The following is a 15,286-nucleotide window of genomic DNA, read 5'->3' as shown; positions in this document are numbered from 1 at the left end:
TCTCAAGCACCCAGGGCCACATTCAGGTAAGCGGTCCACAATTCGGGCCCCGCGAGGAGACCCACCCACGCTCCCGCGATCAGCCACGGGCCGTAGGCGATGCGCACGCCCGCCGCCTTGCGATGGCGGACGATGGCGGCGATCCCGGCGACGCCGCCGATGAGCGGGCCCAGGATGCCTCCCACGGCGAGCGCGTCCCATCCGACCGCGCCCAGCGCGATCCCGAGGAGCACCGCCGCCTTCACATCGCCGAAGCCGAGTCCCTTGGGGTACAGGAACCACAGCACGAAGTAGAAGCCGCCGAGCGCGAGGCCGCCGAGCGCCGCGCGTGCGAGCGTCCACCAGTCGCCGTCGGTGCCCGCCTGTGCCGCCACGAAGACGAGCACCACGGGGATCGCGGGGAGCACCAGCTCGTTGGGAAGCCGCTGGACATCGAGGTCGATGACGAACAGCGCGACCGACACAAGGGCCAGATAGAGGAGCGCCACCGTGAGCCAGCTCGCACCGTGAACCGCCGCGACCGCAGCGAACAGCGCCGCGGTCGAGAGCTCGACGATGGGATAGCGCGCCGAGATGGGCGCTGCGCAATAGCGGCACCGGCGCCGGAGCCACAGCCATGACAGCACCGGGATGTTGTCATGCCATGCGAGCTGGTGCCCGCAACGCGGGCACCGGCTCCGCTCGTTCGCCCATCGCTCCCCCGCAGGGATACGGGCGATCAGCACGTTGGCGAACGAGCCGCACAGCAGCCCGAGCGCCGCGGCGACGGGGACGATCCAGACCTGCACCTACGAGACCTCGCGCTTGGCCAGGATCTGCACCGTGAAGCCGTTGCTGGTGCTGGTGCTCGGGTTGATGGTGAACCAGTTCTCTCCCACGGGCGAGTACTCGACCTCGGAGCTCGGGTCCATCTTGAGCGAGCTCGCGAAGATCTGGCCACGGATGAAGGAGCTGTTGGTGAAGTGCACCGCGGTCGCGGAGTAGATGAAGGTCTCGAGCGGCACCTCGACGCGCAGCGAGCTCGTGACCTTGATCCCGTTGGCCGTCGCGGAGGGGGAAGGAGCGATGAGGTAGAGGTTGTGCGCCTCGCCGTCACCGCTGTAGATGGTGAGGCTGTTCGCCGAGAGCTCGTTGACGAAGATCGCGGTGTCTCCGTAGATGGCGAACTTGATGCCGTTGGGCAGCAGCGGCGCACAGCCGCGGAGGTCGTAGACGGCCTCGTCACGCGTGAAGTTGATGACCGATCCACCCTGCCACGAGCCGAACGAGCAGTTGTTGATGTCCGAGTGGAACCAGGTGGGCGAGCTCCACTGCGAGATCACCTCGCTGGTGAACTGTGCCTTGGTGACGAACTCCCAGCCGGGCCAATCCGAGGGGTCGTAGGTGATGACGGGCATACCGCTCGCGCTCATCGGCGTGATCGCGCTCGAGCCGATCCCGTACTGCACCACGCCGCTGTCCGCGGTCACCTTCGAGGGGTAGTCGATGGTGCCGGCGATGTGGACCTCTCCACCGGCGTTGATCGCGCCGTTGCTGGTGGTGAGGTTGCCGTTCTGGACGGTGATGTCGCCGTTGACGCCGTTCTTGGTGTTGAACGTGAGGAAGTCGCGCGCCCAGATGTCGTCACGGATCTTGCACGCGCCGTTCTGGATGTTCACGCCGCCCTGGGGCACGTAGACCGAGCCCTGGATGTCCGCGTTGTCGTTGCAGCGCCACGAACCGCTGTCGACCCAGACGTCGGCATTCGCACCGGCGAAGCTCGAGTCCGTGTCCACGCCCACGCCCGTGGTGAGGAGCGTGCCCGTGAAGATCGCGGCCTTGGCCGTCTCTCCCGACTTGGGGGTCAGCGCGAGCTTCACCTCGACGGTGCGCTCGGGGTCGATGCCCGGCAGCGCGGTGCCGGCCGTCGAGGTCGCGCGGACGGTGGCGAAGGCGGGGACGTCCGAGTACACACCACCGGCGCACGTGACAGGGGTGACGCCGTCCGCGGCGTAGAACTCCATGTCCACCGTCACGTCGGTCTCGGAACCCTCCGAGCCGAGCGCGACGGGGTCGATCTCGCAGGTCGCCGCGTTCTCGAGCTGGGCCATGGCCGAGTCGATGGCGGCCTCGGCCGAGTGGACCTCCGCGGTCCGGACACGATCGCGCCCGGAGTCGTTCGCGACCATGATGGTCTGCGCGACCACGATCATCGCGACGGACATGCCGATGAGCGCGACGGCCATCGCCGCGACGAGCGCGATGCCCTCGTCGGAGCGCAGCACGCGGGGTGTCAGTCGAGTCAGCATCCTCATCAGCTCCTTAGGCGGCCGGCACATCCGCGCAGTGCAGCGCCGAGTACTGGAAGACGGTGTTGCGCCCGGTCACCACCGAGCTCACGGTCGCGGGCTTCGCGTCCTCGCGGGCGGACGGATCACCCATGCGAAGGGTGATGCGGATGCGCTGCGCCGTGGTGCGCGCGTCTGCCGAGAGGCTCGTGTCCACCCAGAAGGGCGGCCAGGTCTCGGGGTCGTCGAGGTCGGGGGTTCCGGTCGCCGCGACGACGTTGTTGGCCACGTTCGCCCAGGACGTGACGCTCGACGGGTCTCCCGCCTCCCACTCACGGAACTGCAGCGAGCCGTACTCGCTGGCCGCGTCCGGGAACAGCACCCGCCACTGCACGCACATGTCCCCGCCGTCCTCCTGCGTGTAGACGCGGAGGCTGTAGTACGTCTCCGATGCGGCGAGGCCTGCGTTCGCGGGGTTCTCCATCGCGGGATCGAGGATGACGTTGCCCGAACGGATCTGGCGGTCGATCTGCGAGATGCCCAGGCGCGCCTGCTCCACTGCACGGGTACGAGCCAGGTTGTCGTTCGACTGGTACATCATCTCGATCAGGAGGTTGAAGACCAAGGCCATCAGCAACCCGAAGATCCCCATCGCGATGAGCAGCTCGACCAGGGTGAAACCCCGGTCCTCCTCACGCATCCGCCGCAGCCGCTCAGACATCCTCGGGCTCCTTGTACGAGACCGACGCGACTCCGCTGCCGATGGTGGTGCTCGACGAGATCTGGAAGGGATCCGCGTCCGCCGCCTTGGGCTCGACCTGGAGCTCGACGTCGACGGTGATGAGCCCGCTGGTCAGGCTCACGGCGCAGGCCTCGGTCTTGCATGGCGATGCACCCGTGGTCTGCGACGTGGTCGGCGACACGAGCAGCTCCGCCGTCGCGGTGACGACCGCGTTGGAGGTCTCGAAGGTCACCGCGGGTGCGCTCCAGGTGCCGTTGGTGTCCGCGTCCACCACGATGGTGGTGTAGTCGGTGCCGTTCCAGATCCGGATCTGGGCAGCGCGGGTCGCGGTCCAGACGTCCGTCAGCTGGAGCGAGCCACGGTCGGCGACCAGGATCTCCGCATAGTTCGAGATCTCTACCAGGCCGTCGGCGGCGTCCGAGTCCTCCCAGCTCGAGGACTGGCCGAACGTCGCCTGGCTGAAGCCCATCCGGCTGCCGGCCGAGGCGCAACCAGCATTGGCGACCGCGAAGCAGCGGGTGTCGGTGTTGCCGACGATCGCCTCCGAGAAGCGCCCGACCCAGGCGTCGGAGCTGGGCGAGGAGCCCGAGGACACCTTCGACAGCGTGATCGCGTTGCCCGACACGCTGAGCGTGCTCACGGGACGGTCCGAGGCGCCACCCGCGCTGGACACGCCGCACGTCTGCGTGGCGGGGATGCTGGAGGAGTTGACGAACACCGGGCATGAGCGTGCGCTCGTCGCGCGAAGCGTGCCTGTGGTGCCGTCGTCCGCACGCATCGACAGCGTCATCCAGCCAAGGCCCGAGAAGGTCTGGGTGCCGCCACCGGTGACGGAGGTGGTGTCGGCCGGATCCTCGGCGACCTCCGCGAGGGCGAAGTTGTCCGAGGCCTGCAGCTTCGCGGTGCCCTGTCCTGTGGTCCAACCCTCATCCGCAGGCACGGTGTCGTCGTCATCGTCGTCCCACGTGAGGCCGCCGTGCCACGTGTAGGTGTCGACCACCGAATACTGCTGGCTCGCGAGCCGCGCGCCGGTGGTCACTGCGCGGGACTCCGCGGTCCACAGACCGGAGGACGGGAGGACCTCCGTCGCCGGCCCGAGGCCGAGCTCGTCGTCGGGGCCCACGGTCACCAGCTCGGACGCATCGATGCGCGTCACGATGCCGCCCGACTTGGAGGTCGCGTCGAAGCGCGCCTCGCACGAGGCGAGGAACGGCGACTCGGCGGTGTTGCCGCATCCGCCGTTGGGCTTGTACGCGGTCGAGACCAGCGCGGTGTACTCGGTCTTGCCCGAGTCGAGACCTTCGTAGCTGACGATCACGGCGATGCCCAGGCCGTTGCTGCCGCCGCTCGCGTCGGCCGGGTCCGCGTCCAGCACGTAGGCACGGACGTCGAACACCGTCCCGCGGCCGGCGATGTCCTGGACCTGGGTGAGATTGGAGCCGGAGGTGTCGAACAGCGGCGGCCACGCCGTCTCGTCGTCCCCCAGCTGTGTGCCCGAGACCCGGAGCGCATACACCGGCGTCGCTGCATCGGCGGGGTCACCGAGCTTCACCGAGGCGCCGGTGACGAACGGATCGCCACCCGACGCGCCCACGAAGTTCGAGGAGAGACCGCGCGTCAGCACGTCCCACGGCAGCGCGCGCATCTGCTCCATCGCGGCATTCGCGTGGGACGTCGCCTGCTGGCGCTGGTCCGACTGCGCGTTGGTGGTAAGCGCGTTCGCCTGGACGAAGAGGATCGAGAGCAGCACGATCGCGATGACGAACATGGCGACGATCAGCTCGACCAGCGTGAATCCCTCGTCACGCGGGTCCAGCAGACGACGTCGCAGGCTCGTCGGCATCGGTGGGGCTCCCTCAGCAGTTCGAAAATGTGTGGTCCCGTGGCGGGGCGGTTGCCCGCCCCGCCACGGGGAAGCGCTACCTGCGAATTAGCAGGTGCCCTCCTCCAGGCCGCCGGCGGCGGAGTAGGAGAAGCCGGTCACAGCCTTGTCACCCTTCGGGTTGGTGACGTAGACGCACCAGTCGGTCGAGTCGGTGATCGACTGGCCGCTGAGCACCACGTTGTTCGACGAGTTGCCGATGGTGGCGCCGTCGAGGGTGTAGGGGGCGCCGCTACCGCCGGCGATGACCGGGACACCGGTGCCGTCGACGAAGTAGGTCGCGATCTCCTTGCCGATGGTCGAGACGTCGGCCTTGGCCGCCGAGTCCTCGGCCTTCTCGCGCTGCGAGAGGAAGATCGGGATGGCGACCGCGGCGAGGATGCCGATAATGATCATGACGACGAGGAGCTCGATGAGGGTGAAGCCCTCGGTCTCCTGGGCCTTGCGGATGCGAGCGATCATTTCGCTTGCCTCACTTTCAGTTTCGTTGTGATGAGTCAAGGACACCCAGGTGGTGTGTCCCTCCTGCCCCGGTGAGCGCCTCAGACGTCCGCCGGGGAGAAGCCTTTGTGTTGTTATTCGACCAGCGAGAACACCGAGAAGATCGGCATGTACAGACCGATGACCATGAAGCCGATGATGCCGCCGAGCACCGCGATCATGAGCGGCTCGATGAGCGACGTCAGCGCCTCCGTGGTCGCCTCGACCTCCTGGTCGTAGAAGTCCGCGACCTTGTCGAGCATGGTGTCGAGCGCACCCGTGTCCTCACCGACGGCCATCATCTGGACCACCATGGGCGGGAACACCTCGTGCTGCGCGAGCGGCTTGGCCAGCGAGTTACCGGTGCGCACCGACTCGCGCACGTCCTTGGCTGCGCGCTCGATCACGATGTTGCCGCTCGCCTGGCCCACGATGTCCAGCGCCTGGAGGATCGGCACGCCCGAGCGGATCATCGCGCCGAGGTTGCGCGTGAAGCGCGCCAGCGCGATCTTCTGGATCAGCATGCCGAACACCGGAAGCTTGAGGTAGACCGGCTCGACCTTCTCGCGGAACTCCACCTTGTTCTTGTTCTTGTTCCAGAACGTGGTGAACGCGATGATCCCGATGATGAGCGGCAGGATGCCGATCTTGAGCCCGTTCGACATCGCGACCAGGATCTGGGTGAGGAACGGCAGCTCGCCACCGAGGTCCGCGAACATGTTCGCGAACACCGGCACGATGAAGAGCAGCATGCCGATCACCGCGAGGATCGCGATGACGAAGACCACCACGGGGTAGGTCATCGCGGACTTCACCTTGCCGCGCAGCTTGACCTCGGACTCGAAGTTCGCGGCGACCGACTCGAGGACATCGTCCAGGAATCCACCGACCTCACCCGCGCGGACCATGTTGACCATGAGCGGCGGGAAGGCGTTGTCGTGCTTCGACAGCGAAGCCGAGAAGGAGGACCCAGCCTCGACGTCGTTACGCACCTCCTGCAGCACTCGCGCGAGCGCCGGGTTCTCCGTCTGCTCGGCGAGGATGCTGAGCGCTCGAAGCAGCGACAGGCCGGACGCGATCATGGTCGCGAGCTGGCGCGACATGACGGCGACGTCCTTGAGCTTGATGCGGTCGGACAGGCCCGGGATCTTGATCTCGGCCTGGAGGCCGCCGGTCTTCACCTCGGTGATCGACACCGGGGCGAGACCCATCTCCTTGAGCCGGTGGGCGACGGCGCCCTCGGAGGGCGCCTCGATGGTGCCCTTCTGGATCTTGCCGTGCGTGTCGCGGACCGCGTAGTCGAACTTCTTGATGTCGGTGGCCGCCATCAGTGCTGGCCTCCCTGCGCGTCGGCACCCGTGCGGCCGCACAGACGGTTGAAGTCCTCGTAGTGGTGGCACAGCTCGAGGCCGGACTCGTAGGAGATCCGTCCGCTGCGCACCAGCTCCGCGAGGTGCTGGTCCATGGTGTGCATGCCCTGGCGCGAGCCGGACTGCATCATCGAGTAGATCTGGTGGGTCTTGCCCTCGCGGATCAGGTTCCTGATGGCCGGCGTCGCGATCATGACCTCGGTGGCGACCGCACGGCCGGCGCCGTCGGCGCGCTTGGCGAGCGCCTGGCAGACGACTCCCTGGATCGCGGTGGCGAGCTGCGTGCGCACCTGGCCCTGCTGCTCCGAGGGGAAGACGTCGATGATGCGATCGATGGTCTGCGCCGCGTCCTGGGTGTGCAGGGTCGCGAACACCAGGTGACCGGTCTCGGCGGCGGTGAGCGCCACGGAGATGGTCTCGAGGTCACGCATCTCGCCGACGAGGATGACGTCGGGGTCCTGGCGCAGCACGTGCTTGAGGGCGTTGCCGAACGAGTGCGTGTCCGCACCCACCTCGCGCTGGTTGATGAGCGACTTCTTGTGCTTGTGCAGGAACTCGATCGGGTCCTCGACCGTCATGATGTGCGCCGCGCGGTTGCGGTTGACCAGGTCGATGAGCGAGGCGAGCGTGGTCGACTTGCCCGAGCCCGTGGGGCCGGTGACCAGCACGAGGCCGCGGTGCTTGCCCGCGAGGCTGCCGACGGCCGGCGGGACGCCGAGCGCCTCGAGTGCCTTGATCTCGTAGGGGATCACACGGAAGGCGGCTCCGAGCGAGTCGCGCTGCTGGTACAGGTTGACGCGGAAGCGTCCCTCCCCCACCAGGGCGTACGAGAAGTCGAGCTCGAGGTGCTCCTCGAAGATCTCGCGCTGCTTCTGCGTGAGGATCGAGTAGAGCGAGCGCTGGATGCTCGCGGGCGTCAGGCGCTCCATGTTCGGGATGGGCGTGAGGCCGCCGTCGAGGCGGATCATCGGCGGCGCACCCGTGGTGATGTGGAGGTCCGAGGCGCCCAGGCGCATCATCTCCCGCAGCGCGAGCTGAAGGTCGAGGTCCGAGTCCTCCCGCTGGCTGGCCATGCCGATGCGGTTGCCGCCGGCGGAGGTCGCGGGTGCTGCCTGCCGGGCCGGAGCCGCGGGCTGCGCCGGGGCCTCGGGCGCGGCGGGCGCCTGCTGCTGCGCCGGCGCCGGCGAGAACGACTGCTGGCCCAGCTGGGCCTGCGCGGCCTGCTCGAAGGCCTGGGCGGGGCTCGACGGCGCAGCGGCCGGTGCCCGCGGGGCGAACGAGGCCGGCTGCTGGGGCGTGAACGACGCCGCGGGCTGCGGGGAGAACGACCCCTGCGGAGCGGCGGCCGGGGCTGCGGGAGCCTGCGGGGCGAACGATGCGGGAGCGGCGCCCGGCACGGGTGCACCGGTGGGCGGCGCGGGCTGCGAGGCATCGGCACCGGTCCCCCGGCGCTCGGCCAGGAAGGGCGCGCGGGCCGGCTGCTGACCGGCGGCGTGCAGCGACACCTGAGGCGTCTGCGCCTGCGGCACAGGCCAGGGCTGTCGGTCCTGCATCGATCCGTCCATCGGGCCCTCTCCCTTGATCGCTCCGGAGATTACCGGCGCTAATTGCCTAATCGGATTATTTCACGCCGTGCTTTAACAAATTCCCGGGAACCTCCCGCACGCGCTGTGAGTTATTTCACAACGCGCAGGAGCTCCTCGACCGAGGTCGACCCGTCCATGACCTTGGCCCAGCCGTCCTCGATAAGGGTCTGCATCCCCGCGTCGCGCGCCGCCAGGGAGATCTCCGCCGACGACGCCCGCGCGACCGCGAGCCGCTCGATCTCCTCGTTGACGGGCATGATCTCGTGGAGCGCGAGGCGCCCGCGGTAGCCGGTGTGCGAGCAGTTCGAGCATCCGACCGGCTTCATGAGCGTAGGCACGCCCGAGCCCTCCCAGGAGAAGCGCGCCAGCTCGTGCTCGGTAGGCGTGTACTCCTCCTTGCACTTCGGGCACAGCCTTCGCGCGAGTCGCTGCGCGACCACGCAGTCGACGGCGGAGCCCACCAGGAACGGCTCGATGTCCATCTCGGTGAGTCGGGTGATCGCCGACGGCGCGTCGTTGGTGTGGAGCGTCGACAGCACCAGGTGACCGGTGAGCGCGGCCTCGATCGCGATCTGGGCGGTCTCGCCGTCACGGATCTCACCGAGCAGCACCACGTCCGGATCGGCACGCAGGATCGAGCGGAGCGCGCCCGAGAACGTGAGCCCCGCCTTGGGGTTCACCTGGACCTGGTTGATGCCGGGGATGCGGTACTCGACCGGGTCCTCGACCGTGATGACGTTGATCTCGGGACGCGACACCTGGTTGAGCGTCGCGTAGAGCGTGGTCGACTTTCCCGAACCGGTCGGTCCGGTCACCAGGATCATGCCGTAGGGCTTGGTGTACGAGTCGCGGTACAGCGCCTGGTTCTGCTCCCGAAGGCCCAGGTCCTCGAGCGCCATGGTCGCGGTGGAGTTGTCGAGCACACGCATGACGATCTTCTCGCCCCACACGGTGGGCAGGCACGCGACACGGAGGTCGATCTTGCGCCCCTGGTGGTTGACGGAGAGACGGCCGTCCTGCGGCTTGCGACGCTCGGCGATGTCCATGTCGGACATGATCTTGATGCGCGAGATCATGCCGTTCTGGGTCGCCTTGGGCGCGCGCTGCATCTCATGGAGCACGCCGTCGATGCGGTAGCGCACGCGGACGTCGGTCTCGGCCGGCTCGATGTGGATGTCGGACGCACGGTCCTGGATGGCCTGGGTGATCAGCAGGTTGACGAACCGGACGATGGGAGCATCGTCCTCGATGACCGCGCCCATGTCGGACAGGTCCACGCCGTCGGGCTCGTCGCTGATCTCGCCCTGGAGGTTCTGCAGCTCCTGGTCGGAGCGGCAGTAGCGGTCGATCGCCTGCTGGAGGTCGTCGTGCGCCGCGACCACGGGCACCACGCGCAGGCGCGTGATGGTGCCGATGTCGTCGACCGCGACCACGTTGCCGGGGTTCGACATCGCGACCTTGATCATGCCGTCGCCCACCGCGAGAGGGAGCGCGTGGTGACGGCGGCAGACGGCCTCCGGCACCATCGCGACCGCGGTGCGGTCGACGGGGAACTCCGCGAGCTCGACGAACTCCATGCCGACCTGCTGCGCGAGCGCGCGCACCAGCTGGCCCTCGGAGATGTAGCCGAGCTCGACCAGCGTGCGCCCGAGCGACTGACCGCGCTGCTGCTGAGCGTCGATCGCGTCGACCAGCTGGTCCTCGGTGAGCGTGCCGTCCTCGAGCAGGATGCTTCCCAGTTGCTTCATCCGTGCTCCCTACGCGTGAAGATAACCGTGCGAAATTACCATCGGCACTTCCCGCGTGAGGTTGAGTGTTGCCTCTCTCACACCTCGGACAGCGCGCGGGACAGGGCGTCCCCCATGGCGTCGAGCGGGGCCTGCCGCCCCGTCATGAGCCGCACCTGCTCCCCCGCCTGGTGCAGGAGCATGCGCTCGCCGCCGATGCGGACGCCTCCCGCGCGGGTCCACGCCGCACCGAGGGGCGTCACCAGCGGGTCGTAGACGGCGTCGAGCAGGAAGGCGTCGTCACGGACGACGGGGATCGCGGCGCCGAGCGCCGCGCCGGCCTCCGCAGGGACCGTCGAGACGGCTGCCTCGACATCGCGGGCGGCACCGGCGACGTCCTCGAGCGCGATGAACCGTGGGCGCACCCCCATCTTGGTGGCCGCCCGCAGCAGCCCGCCCGCGCGGCCCCGGTTGCGTACCGCGACCAGCGGCGCCTCGACACCCATCGCTCCGAGCGCCGCCATGGCCGACGTCGCGGTCGCTCCCCCGCCGATGATCAGGCCGCTGGAGGCACGCTCCCGGCCGGCCTCGCGGAAGGCAGCCTGGATCCCCCATACGTCGGTGTTCGCGCCGGTGAGCTGGCGGATGCCGCCGAGGTCCTGGACCAGGACCGTGTTGATCGCGCCGACCAGCTTCGCCATGGACTCCACGAAGTCCATGAGCGGGATCGCCTCGACCTTGAGCGGCATCGTCAGCGACAGCCCCGCCCAGGACCCGTCCAGCTCGGCGAGGAAGGCCGCCAGGCCTCCCGCCGGCACGTCGTGCGCGTCGTACTCCCAGTCCAGCCCGAGCTCGCGGTAGGCCGCGCGGTGCAGGACCGGCGACAGCGAGTGCGCGATCGGGTGACCGAGCACGCCGGCCCGGCGCGCCGGGCTCACTCGTCGCTGGAGGTCGAGTTGGCTGCGGCCCAGTCCTGCAGCTCCTGGACGTTCTTGAGGTGGTCCGCGTACTCCGTCGCGTACTTGGTCTCCCCCGTCTTGAGGTTGACCGTGACGAAGAAGAGGTAGTCCGTGTCCGCCGGGTTGATCGCGGCCTCGATCGACTTCTCACCCGCGCCCGCGATCGGGCCAGGCGGGAGACCCGTGTACTTGTACGTGTTGTACGGGCTGTCGATCGCGCGCTCCTCCTCGGTGGTCCACACGCCCTCCGTGGGCGAGAGGTACTTCACCGTGGAGTCGAGCTCCAGCTTCATGTCCGCGTCGACACGGTTGTAGATGACCGACGCGATCTTGGCACGGTCCTCGTCCTTCTTCGCCTCGCGCTCGACCAGCGACGCGACCGTCAGCACGCGCTCGCGGTCCTCGGGCTTGACGTTGTGCTTGTCGAGCACGCGGATGGTCCGCTCGACCATCGCGGTGAGCACCTCCTGCGGCGTGACGCCCGGGTCGAAGGTGTACGTGTCGGGGAACAGCCAGCCCTCGAGGTTACCGTTCGCCTCCTCGGGCAGACCCAGCGCCTCGGTGTTGTCCATGGCGGCCTGGACCTCGTCCTGCGAGGCGCCGGTCGCGTTCGCGATCACCTGCTTGTAGTAGTCGAGGGACTTGCCCTCGATCGCGGTGATCCGACGCACATCCTTGTTGGAGGGGTCGAGCAGCGCGTCGAGCGCGTACTCGGCCTTCATCTCCTTGTGCATGTAGTAGTAGCCCGGCTGCACCGACGACGAGTCGGGGTTCGCGTTCCACGCCTCCATGAAAGCCTCGGTCGAGGCGATCACGCCGTTGTCCAGGAGCGTCGCGGCCATGTCGGTGCCGGTGGCGCCTTCGGCGATCACCACCTGGATGTTGCCCTGACCCGCGCCCTCGTAGTCCTGGATCGCCTCGTCCGTGGACTCGAAGCCCTTGAGGAAGCTCGCTGCGGTGGAGATCCCGAGCGCGAACACCACCAGCGCGATCGCGCTCGCGATCAGCGTGAAGCGCCGTCGCGCGGCTCGCCGCTTGCTGCGCTGAAGGCGCCGCAGGTCCAGCGAGGTCGTCGTCGTCGCCTCGGTCTCGGCCTCGAAAAGGTCAGTCATCATTCCCCTTGCGCGGTACCTCGATCGTCACCGTGTCGAGGTTACCGTTCCTGTCAACATCCAAGGCGTTCTCAAGGATCACCACGGCCGCGGCCTGGTCGATGACCTGACGCTGCTTCTTGGCGTTCCGCCCCGCGCTGCGCATGGCCTGCGAGGCGGTCGCGGTCGAGAACCGCTCGTCGATCAAACGAATGCTCGCGGAGGTGAGTTCCGCGAGCCGGGCCGCGAACGCGCGCGCGTCCTCGGCGCTGGTGCCCTCCTGACCGGAGAGCTTGCGCGGCAGGCCCACGAACACGATGACGGCACCGCGCTCCTCCGCCAGCCGCGCCACGGCCTCGACGTCCCCGTCCCCGCGCTTCACGGTGTCGACGGGGAACGCCATGAGGCCGTCGGGGTCGGACGCCGCCACGCCGATGCGGACGGTGCCGACGTCGACCCCGAGGCGTGCGCCCTTAAGCACGCGCCGCCACGGTCGCGGTGACGGCCTCGAGCGCCGCCGGGATCTGCGTGGCGTCCTGGCCGCCGCCCTGCGCGAGGTCCGGCTTGCCTCCGCCGCCACCGCCCAGGACGGACGATGCGGCCTTGACCAGGTCGCCCGCCTTGAGGCCGGCGTCGCGCGCCGGAGCGTTGGTGGCGATCACGATCTGCGGACGGCCGTTGATCTCCGCCGCGATCGCGACCACGGACGGCGTGGACTCGCCCAGGCGCGCCCGCACATCGGTGACCACGCTGCGCAGGTCGTCCGCGTCCGCGGCGTTCTGCGAGACATGGGTGACGACGCGGATGCCCGCGACGTCGACGGCGTGGTCGACGAGCCCTGCGGCAACCTGCTGCATGGCCTGCTGGCGGTAGCCGGCGAGCTGCTTCTCCGCCTCGGCGAGACGCTCGAGCACCTTCTCGACGCGGCCCTTGAGTTCGCCCGGCTGCACCTTGAGGGTCGAGGTGAGCTCCGACACCAGCGCACGCTCGGCCGCGAGCTTCTGGAAGGCCTCGATGCCCACGAAGGCCTCGATGCGGCGCGAGCCGGAACCCACGGAGGACTCCGTCGACAGCGCGACGAGGCCCACCTGGCTCGAGTGCTCGACGTGGGTGCCGCCGCACAGCTCGCGCGACCACGGGCCGCCGATCTCGATCACGCGGACCGTCTCGTCGTAGGTCTCGCCGAACAGCGCGACCGCGCCGAACTCCTTGGCCTCGGGCAGCGTCATGTGCTGCGCCGTGACGGCGTGGTCCGCGCGGATGGCCCGGTTGGTGACCTCCTCGATCTCGGAGCGGGTCTCGGGCGACAGCGCCGAGGGCCACGAGAAGTCGAGGCGCAGGTAGCCGGGCTTGTTGTACGAGCCCGACTGGAGCGCGTCCGGCCCGAGCACCTCCCGCAGCGCAGCGTGGAGGATGTGCGTGCCGGAGTGCGCCTGGCGCGCGCCACGGCGCCACTCGGGGTCGACCTCGGCCGAGACCTGGTCGCCCTGGGCGACCTGGCCCTCGACCACGTTGCACGTGTGGACGATGAGGCCCTTCACCGGACGCTGGACGTCGATGACCTCGAGGGTGCCGTGCGCCGAGCGGATCACGCCGGAGTCCGCCTCCTGGCCGCCCGACTCCGCGTAGAACGGCGTCTGCGGGAGCACGACCTCGATGGTCTCCCCCTCCGACGCGACCGGCACGGAGACGCCGTCCCTGATCAGCGCGGTGATCTCGGTGGCGGTGTTGAGCTCCTGGTACGCACGGAACTCGGTGAGGCCCTGCGCCTCCTTGATGCCGTTGTAGACGCCCACGTCGGCGTGGCCGCCCTTCTTGGCCTTCGCATCGGCCCGGGCGCGCTCCTTCTGCTCCTTCATGAGCTCGCGGAACTTCGCCTCGTCGACCTGGATGCCCTGCTCGGCGGCCATCTCGAGCGTGATGTCGATCGGGAAGCCGTAGGTGTCGTGAAGCGTGAAGGCGTCGGAGCCCGACAGCGCCTTCGCGCCGGCATCCTTGGCCTTCGAGACGGCGACGTCGAAGATGGTGGTGCCCGAGGCGAGGGTGCGACGGAACGCGTCCTCCTCGGTGTAGGCGACGGCCTCGATGCGGGCCCGGTTCGCCTCGAGCTCAGGGTAGGAGGCCTTCATGGCGTCGAGCGACACCGGCAGCAGCTCGGGAAGCGCGCGGTCCTCGACGCCCATGAGGCGCATCGCGCGGACCGAGCGGCGGATGAGGCGTCGCAGCACGTAGCCGCGGCCCTCGTTGCCGGGAGTCACCCCGTCGCCGATGAGCATGAGCGACGAGCGCACGTGGTCGGCGATGACGCGCATGCGCACGTCGTCGGTGTCATCGGCACCGTAGACGCGACCCGAGAGCTCCTGCGCCTTCGCGATGACGGGGAACACCTCGTCGATCTCGTACATGTTGCCCACGCCCTGCTTGAGGTACGCGAGACGCTCGAGCCCGGCGCCGGTGTCGATGGCCTTCTGGTCGAGCTCACGGATGAGCGGGTAGTCCTTGCCGGCGCCCTCGCCGCGCAGGAACTGGTCGAACACGAGGTTCCACACCTCGAGGTAGCGGTCGCCGCCCGGGTCGACCGTGCCGCCCACGGCGTCGGGGCCGAACTCGGGGCCGCGGTCGTAGTGCCACTCGGCGCACGGGCCTGCGGGACCCGGCTGACCCGTGTCCCAGAAGTTCTCCTCGCGCGTCAGCTTGACGATGCGCGACCTGTCCACGCCGATGTTGGTGAGGTGGCTGAACGCCTCCTCGTCCTCGTTCCAGATGGTCACCCAGAAGCGCTCGGGGTCGAACCCGAGGTTGCCCTCGGACTCCGGGCCGGTGAGGAACTCGAAGGCGTGGTTGATCGCGCCTTCCTTGAAGTAGTCGCCGAAGGAGAAGTTGCCGAGCATCTGGAAGAAGGTGCCGTGGCGGGTGGTCTTGCCGACCTCCTCGATGTCCTTGGTGCGGATGCACTTCTGGACCGAGGCGATGCGCGGGTGCGGCGAGGTGTCGGTGCCGATGATGTACGGGATGAACGGCACCATCCCGGCGACGGTGAACAGCAGCGACGGATCGGGCGACACGAGCGAGGCGCTCGGCGCGATGTGGTGGTCGTTCTTCTCGAAGTAGTCGACCCACCGCTTGGCGATCTCAGAGGTCTGCATGCTTGGTTCTCAGTCCTTCTCGTGTCCGGGACCGGC

12 protein-coding genes are annotated in these 15,286 nt (G+C 68.7%); all 12 read right to left on the bottom strand.

Features of this window, described 5'->3' with window-relative positions; all coding sequences use genetic code 11:
- Positions 1–2: 2 nt before the first annotated feature.
- On the bottom strand, positions 3–788 hold the full coding sequence (locus AOM00_RS07330; RefSeq protein WP_062517168.1) for a prepilin peptidase: 786 nt from the start codon (positions 786–788) through the stop codon (positions 3–5).
- A complete protein-coding gene (locus tag AOM00_RS07325; RefSeq protein WP_156159079.1) occupies positions 789–2,294 on the bottom strand; it encodes a hypothetical protein in 1,506 nt (501 codons plus the stop codon).
- A 7-nt stretch (positions 2,295–2,301) separates the two neighbouring features.
- A complete protein-coding gene (locus AOM00_RS07320) occupies positions 2,302–2,988 on the bottom strand; it encodes a type II secretion system protein (RefSeq protein WP_082096750.1) in 687 nt (228 codons plus the stop codon).
- Positions 2,981–4,852: a prepilin-type N-terminal cleavage/methylation domain-containing protein gene (locus tag AOM00_RS07315; RefSeq protein WP_062517165.1), complete on the bottom strand. Its 1,872-nt coding sequence runs from the start codon at positions 4,850–4,852 to the stop codon at positions 2,981–2,983. The genes AOM00_RS07320 and AOM00_RS07315 overlap by 8 nt, the downstream gene beginning before the upstream one ends.
- Positions 4,853–4,939: 87 nt before the next feature.
- Positions 4,940–5,353 carry a type IV pilin protein gene (locus AOM00_RS07310; RefSeq protein WP_062517164.1) on the bottom strand — a complete coding sequence of 138 codons (414 nt, stop codon included), beginning with the start codon at positions 5,351–5,353 and terminating at the stop codon, positions 4,940–4,942.
- Between the two features lie 113 nt (positions 5,354–5,466).
- On the bottom strand, positions 5,467–6,699 hold the full coding sequence (locus AOM00_RS07305) for a type II secretion system F family protein (protein ID WP_174442334.1): 1,233 nt from the start codon (positions 6,697–6,699) through the stop codon (positions 5,467–5,469).
- Positions 6,699–8,306: a type IV pilus twitching motility protein PilT gene (locus AOM00_RS07300; RefSeq protein ID WP_304524075.1), complete on the bottom strand. Its 1,608-nt coding sequence runs from the start codon at positions 8,304–8,306 to the stop codon at positions 6,699–6,701. The genes AOM00_RS07305 and AOM00_RS07300 overlap by 1 nt, the downstream gene beginning before the upstream one ends.
- A gap of 110 nt (positions 8,307–8,416) precedes the next feature.
- Positions 8,417–10,075, bottom strand: coding sequence for a GspE/PulE family protein (locus AOM00_RS07295; protein WP_062517163.1), 1,659 nt, complete (start codon positions 10,073–10,075; stop codon positions 8,417–8,419).
- A gap of 77 nt (positions 10,076–10,152) precedes the next feature.
- Positions 10,153–10,992: a shikimate dehydrogenase gene (locus AOM00_RS07290; RefSeq protein WP_062517162.1), complete on the bottom strand. Its 840-nt coding sequence runs from the start codon at positions 10,990–10,992 to the stop codon at positions 10,153–10,155.
- Positions 10,989–12,125 (bottom strand): endolytic transglycosylase MltG, encoded by a 1,137-nt coding sequence (gene mltG / locus AOM00_RS07285; RefSeq protein ID WP_062517161.1) that lies wholly within the window; start codon positions 12,123–12,125, stop codon positions 10,989–10,991. The genes AOM00_RS07290 and mltG overlap by 4 nt, the downstream gene beginning before the upstream one ends.
- Positions 12,118–12,585, bottom strand: a complete 468-nt coding sequence (ruvX, locus tag AOM00_RS07280) for a Holliday junction resolvase RuvX (protein WP_062517160.1) — start codon at positions 12,583–12,585, stop codon at positions 12,118–12,120. Before ruvX ends, mltG begins: the two co-directional genes overlap by 8 nt.
- Complete coding sequence (alaS, locus tag AOM00_RS07275) at positions 12,578–15,250, bottom strand: alanine--tRNA ligase (RefSeq protein WP_062517159.1); 2,673 nt, start codon at positions 15,248–15,250, stop codon at positions 12,578–12,580. Before alaS ends, ruvX begins: the two co-directional genes overlap by 8 nt.
- Positions 15,251–15,286: the final 36 nt, after the last annotated feature.

This window comes from Demequina gelatinilytica (assembly GCF_000971115.1).
GTDB lineage: Bacteria > Actinomycetota > Actinomycetes > Actinomycetales > Demequinaceae > Demequina > Demequina gelatinilytica.
This window is presented reverse-complemented; position numbering and strand designations above follow the sequence as displayed.

Bases quoted from the DNA above. Each gene is read 5' to 3' on its own strand.
- AOM00_RS07295 (WP_062517163.1), bottom strand. From the start codon at position 10,075: ATGAAGCAACTGGGAAGCATCCTGCTCGAGGACGGCACGCTCACCGAG.
- AOM00_RS07325 (WP_156159079.1), bottom strand. From the start codon at position 2,294: ATGAGGATGCTGACTCGACTGACACCCCGCGTGCTGCGCTCCGACGAG.
- AOM00_RS07320 (WP_082096750.1), bottom strand. From the start codon at position 2,988: ATGTCTGAGCGGCTGCGGCGGATGCGTGAGGAGGACCGGGGTTTCACC.
- AOM00_RS07305 (WP_174442334.1), bottom strand. From the start codon at position 6,699: ATGGCGGCCACCGACATCAAGAAGTTCGACTACGCGGTCCGCGACACG.
- AOM00_RS07310 (WP_062517164.1), bottom strand. From the start codon at position 5,353: ATGATCGCTCGCATCCGCAAGGCCCAGGAGACCGAGGGCTTCACCCTC.
- alaS (WP_062517159.1), bottom strand. From the start codon at position 15,250: ATGCAGACCTCTGAGATCGCCAAGCGGTGGGTCGACTACTTCGAGAAG.
- AOM00_RS07300 (WP_304524075.1), bottom strand. From the start codon at position 8,306: ATGGACGGATCGATGCAGGACCGACAGCCCTGGCCTGTGCCGCAGGCG.
- AOM00_RS07315 (WP_062517165.1), bottom strand. From the start codon at position 4,852: ATGCCGACGAGCCTGCGACGTCGTCTGCTGGACCCGCGTGACGAGGGA.
- mltG (WP_062517161.1), bottom strand. From the start codon at position 12,125: ATGACTGACCTTTTCGAGGCCGAGACCGAGGCGACGACGACGACCTCG.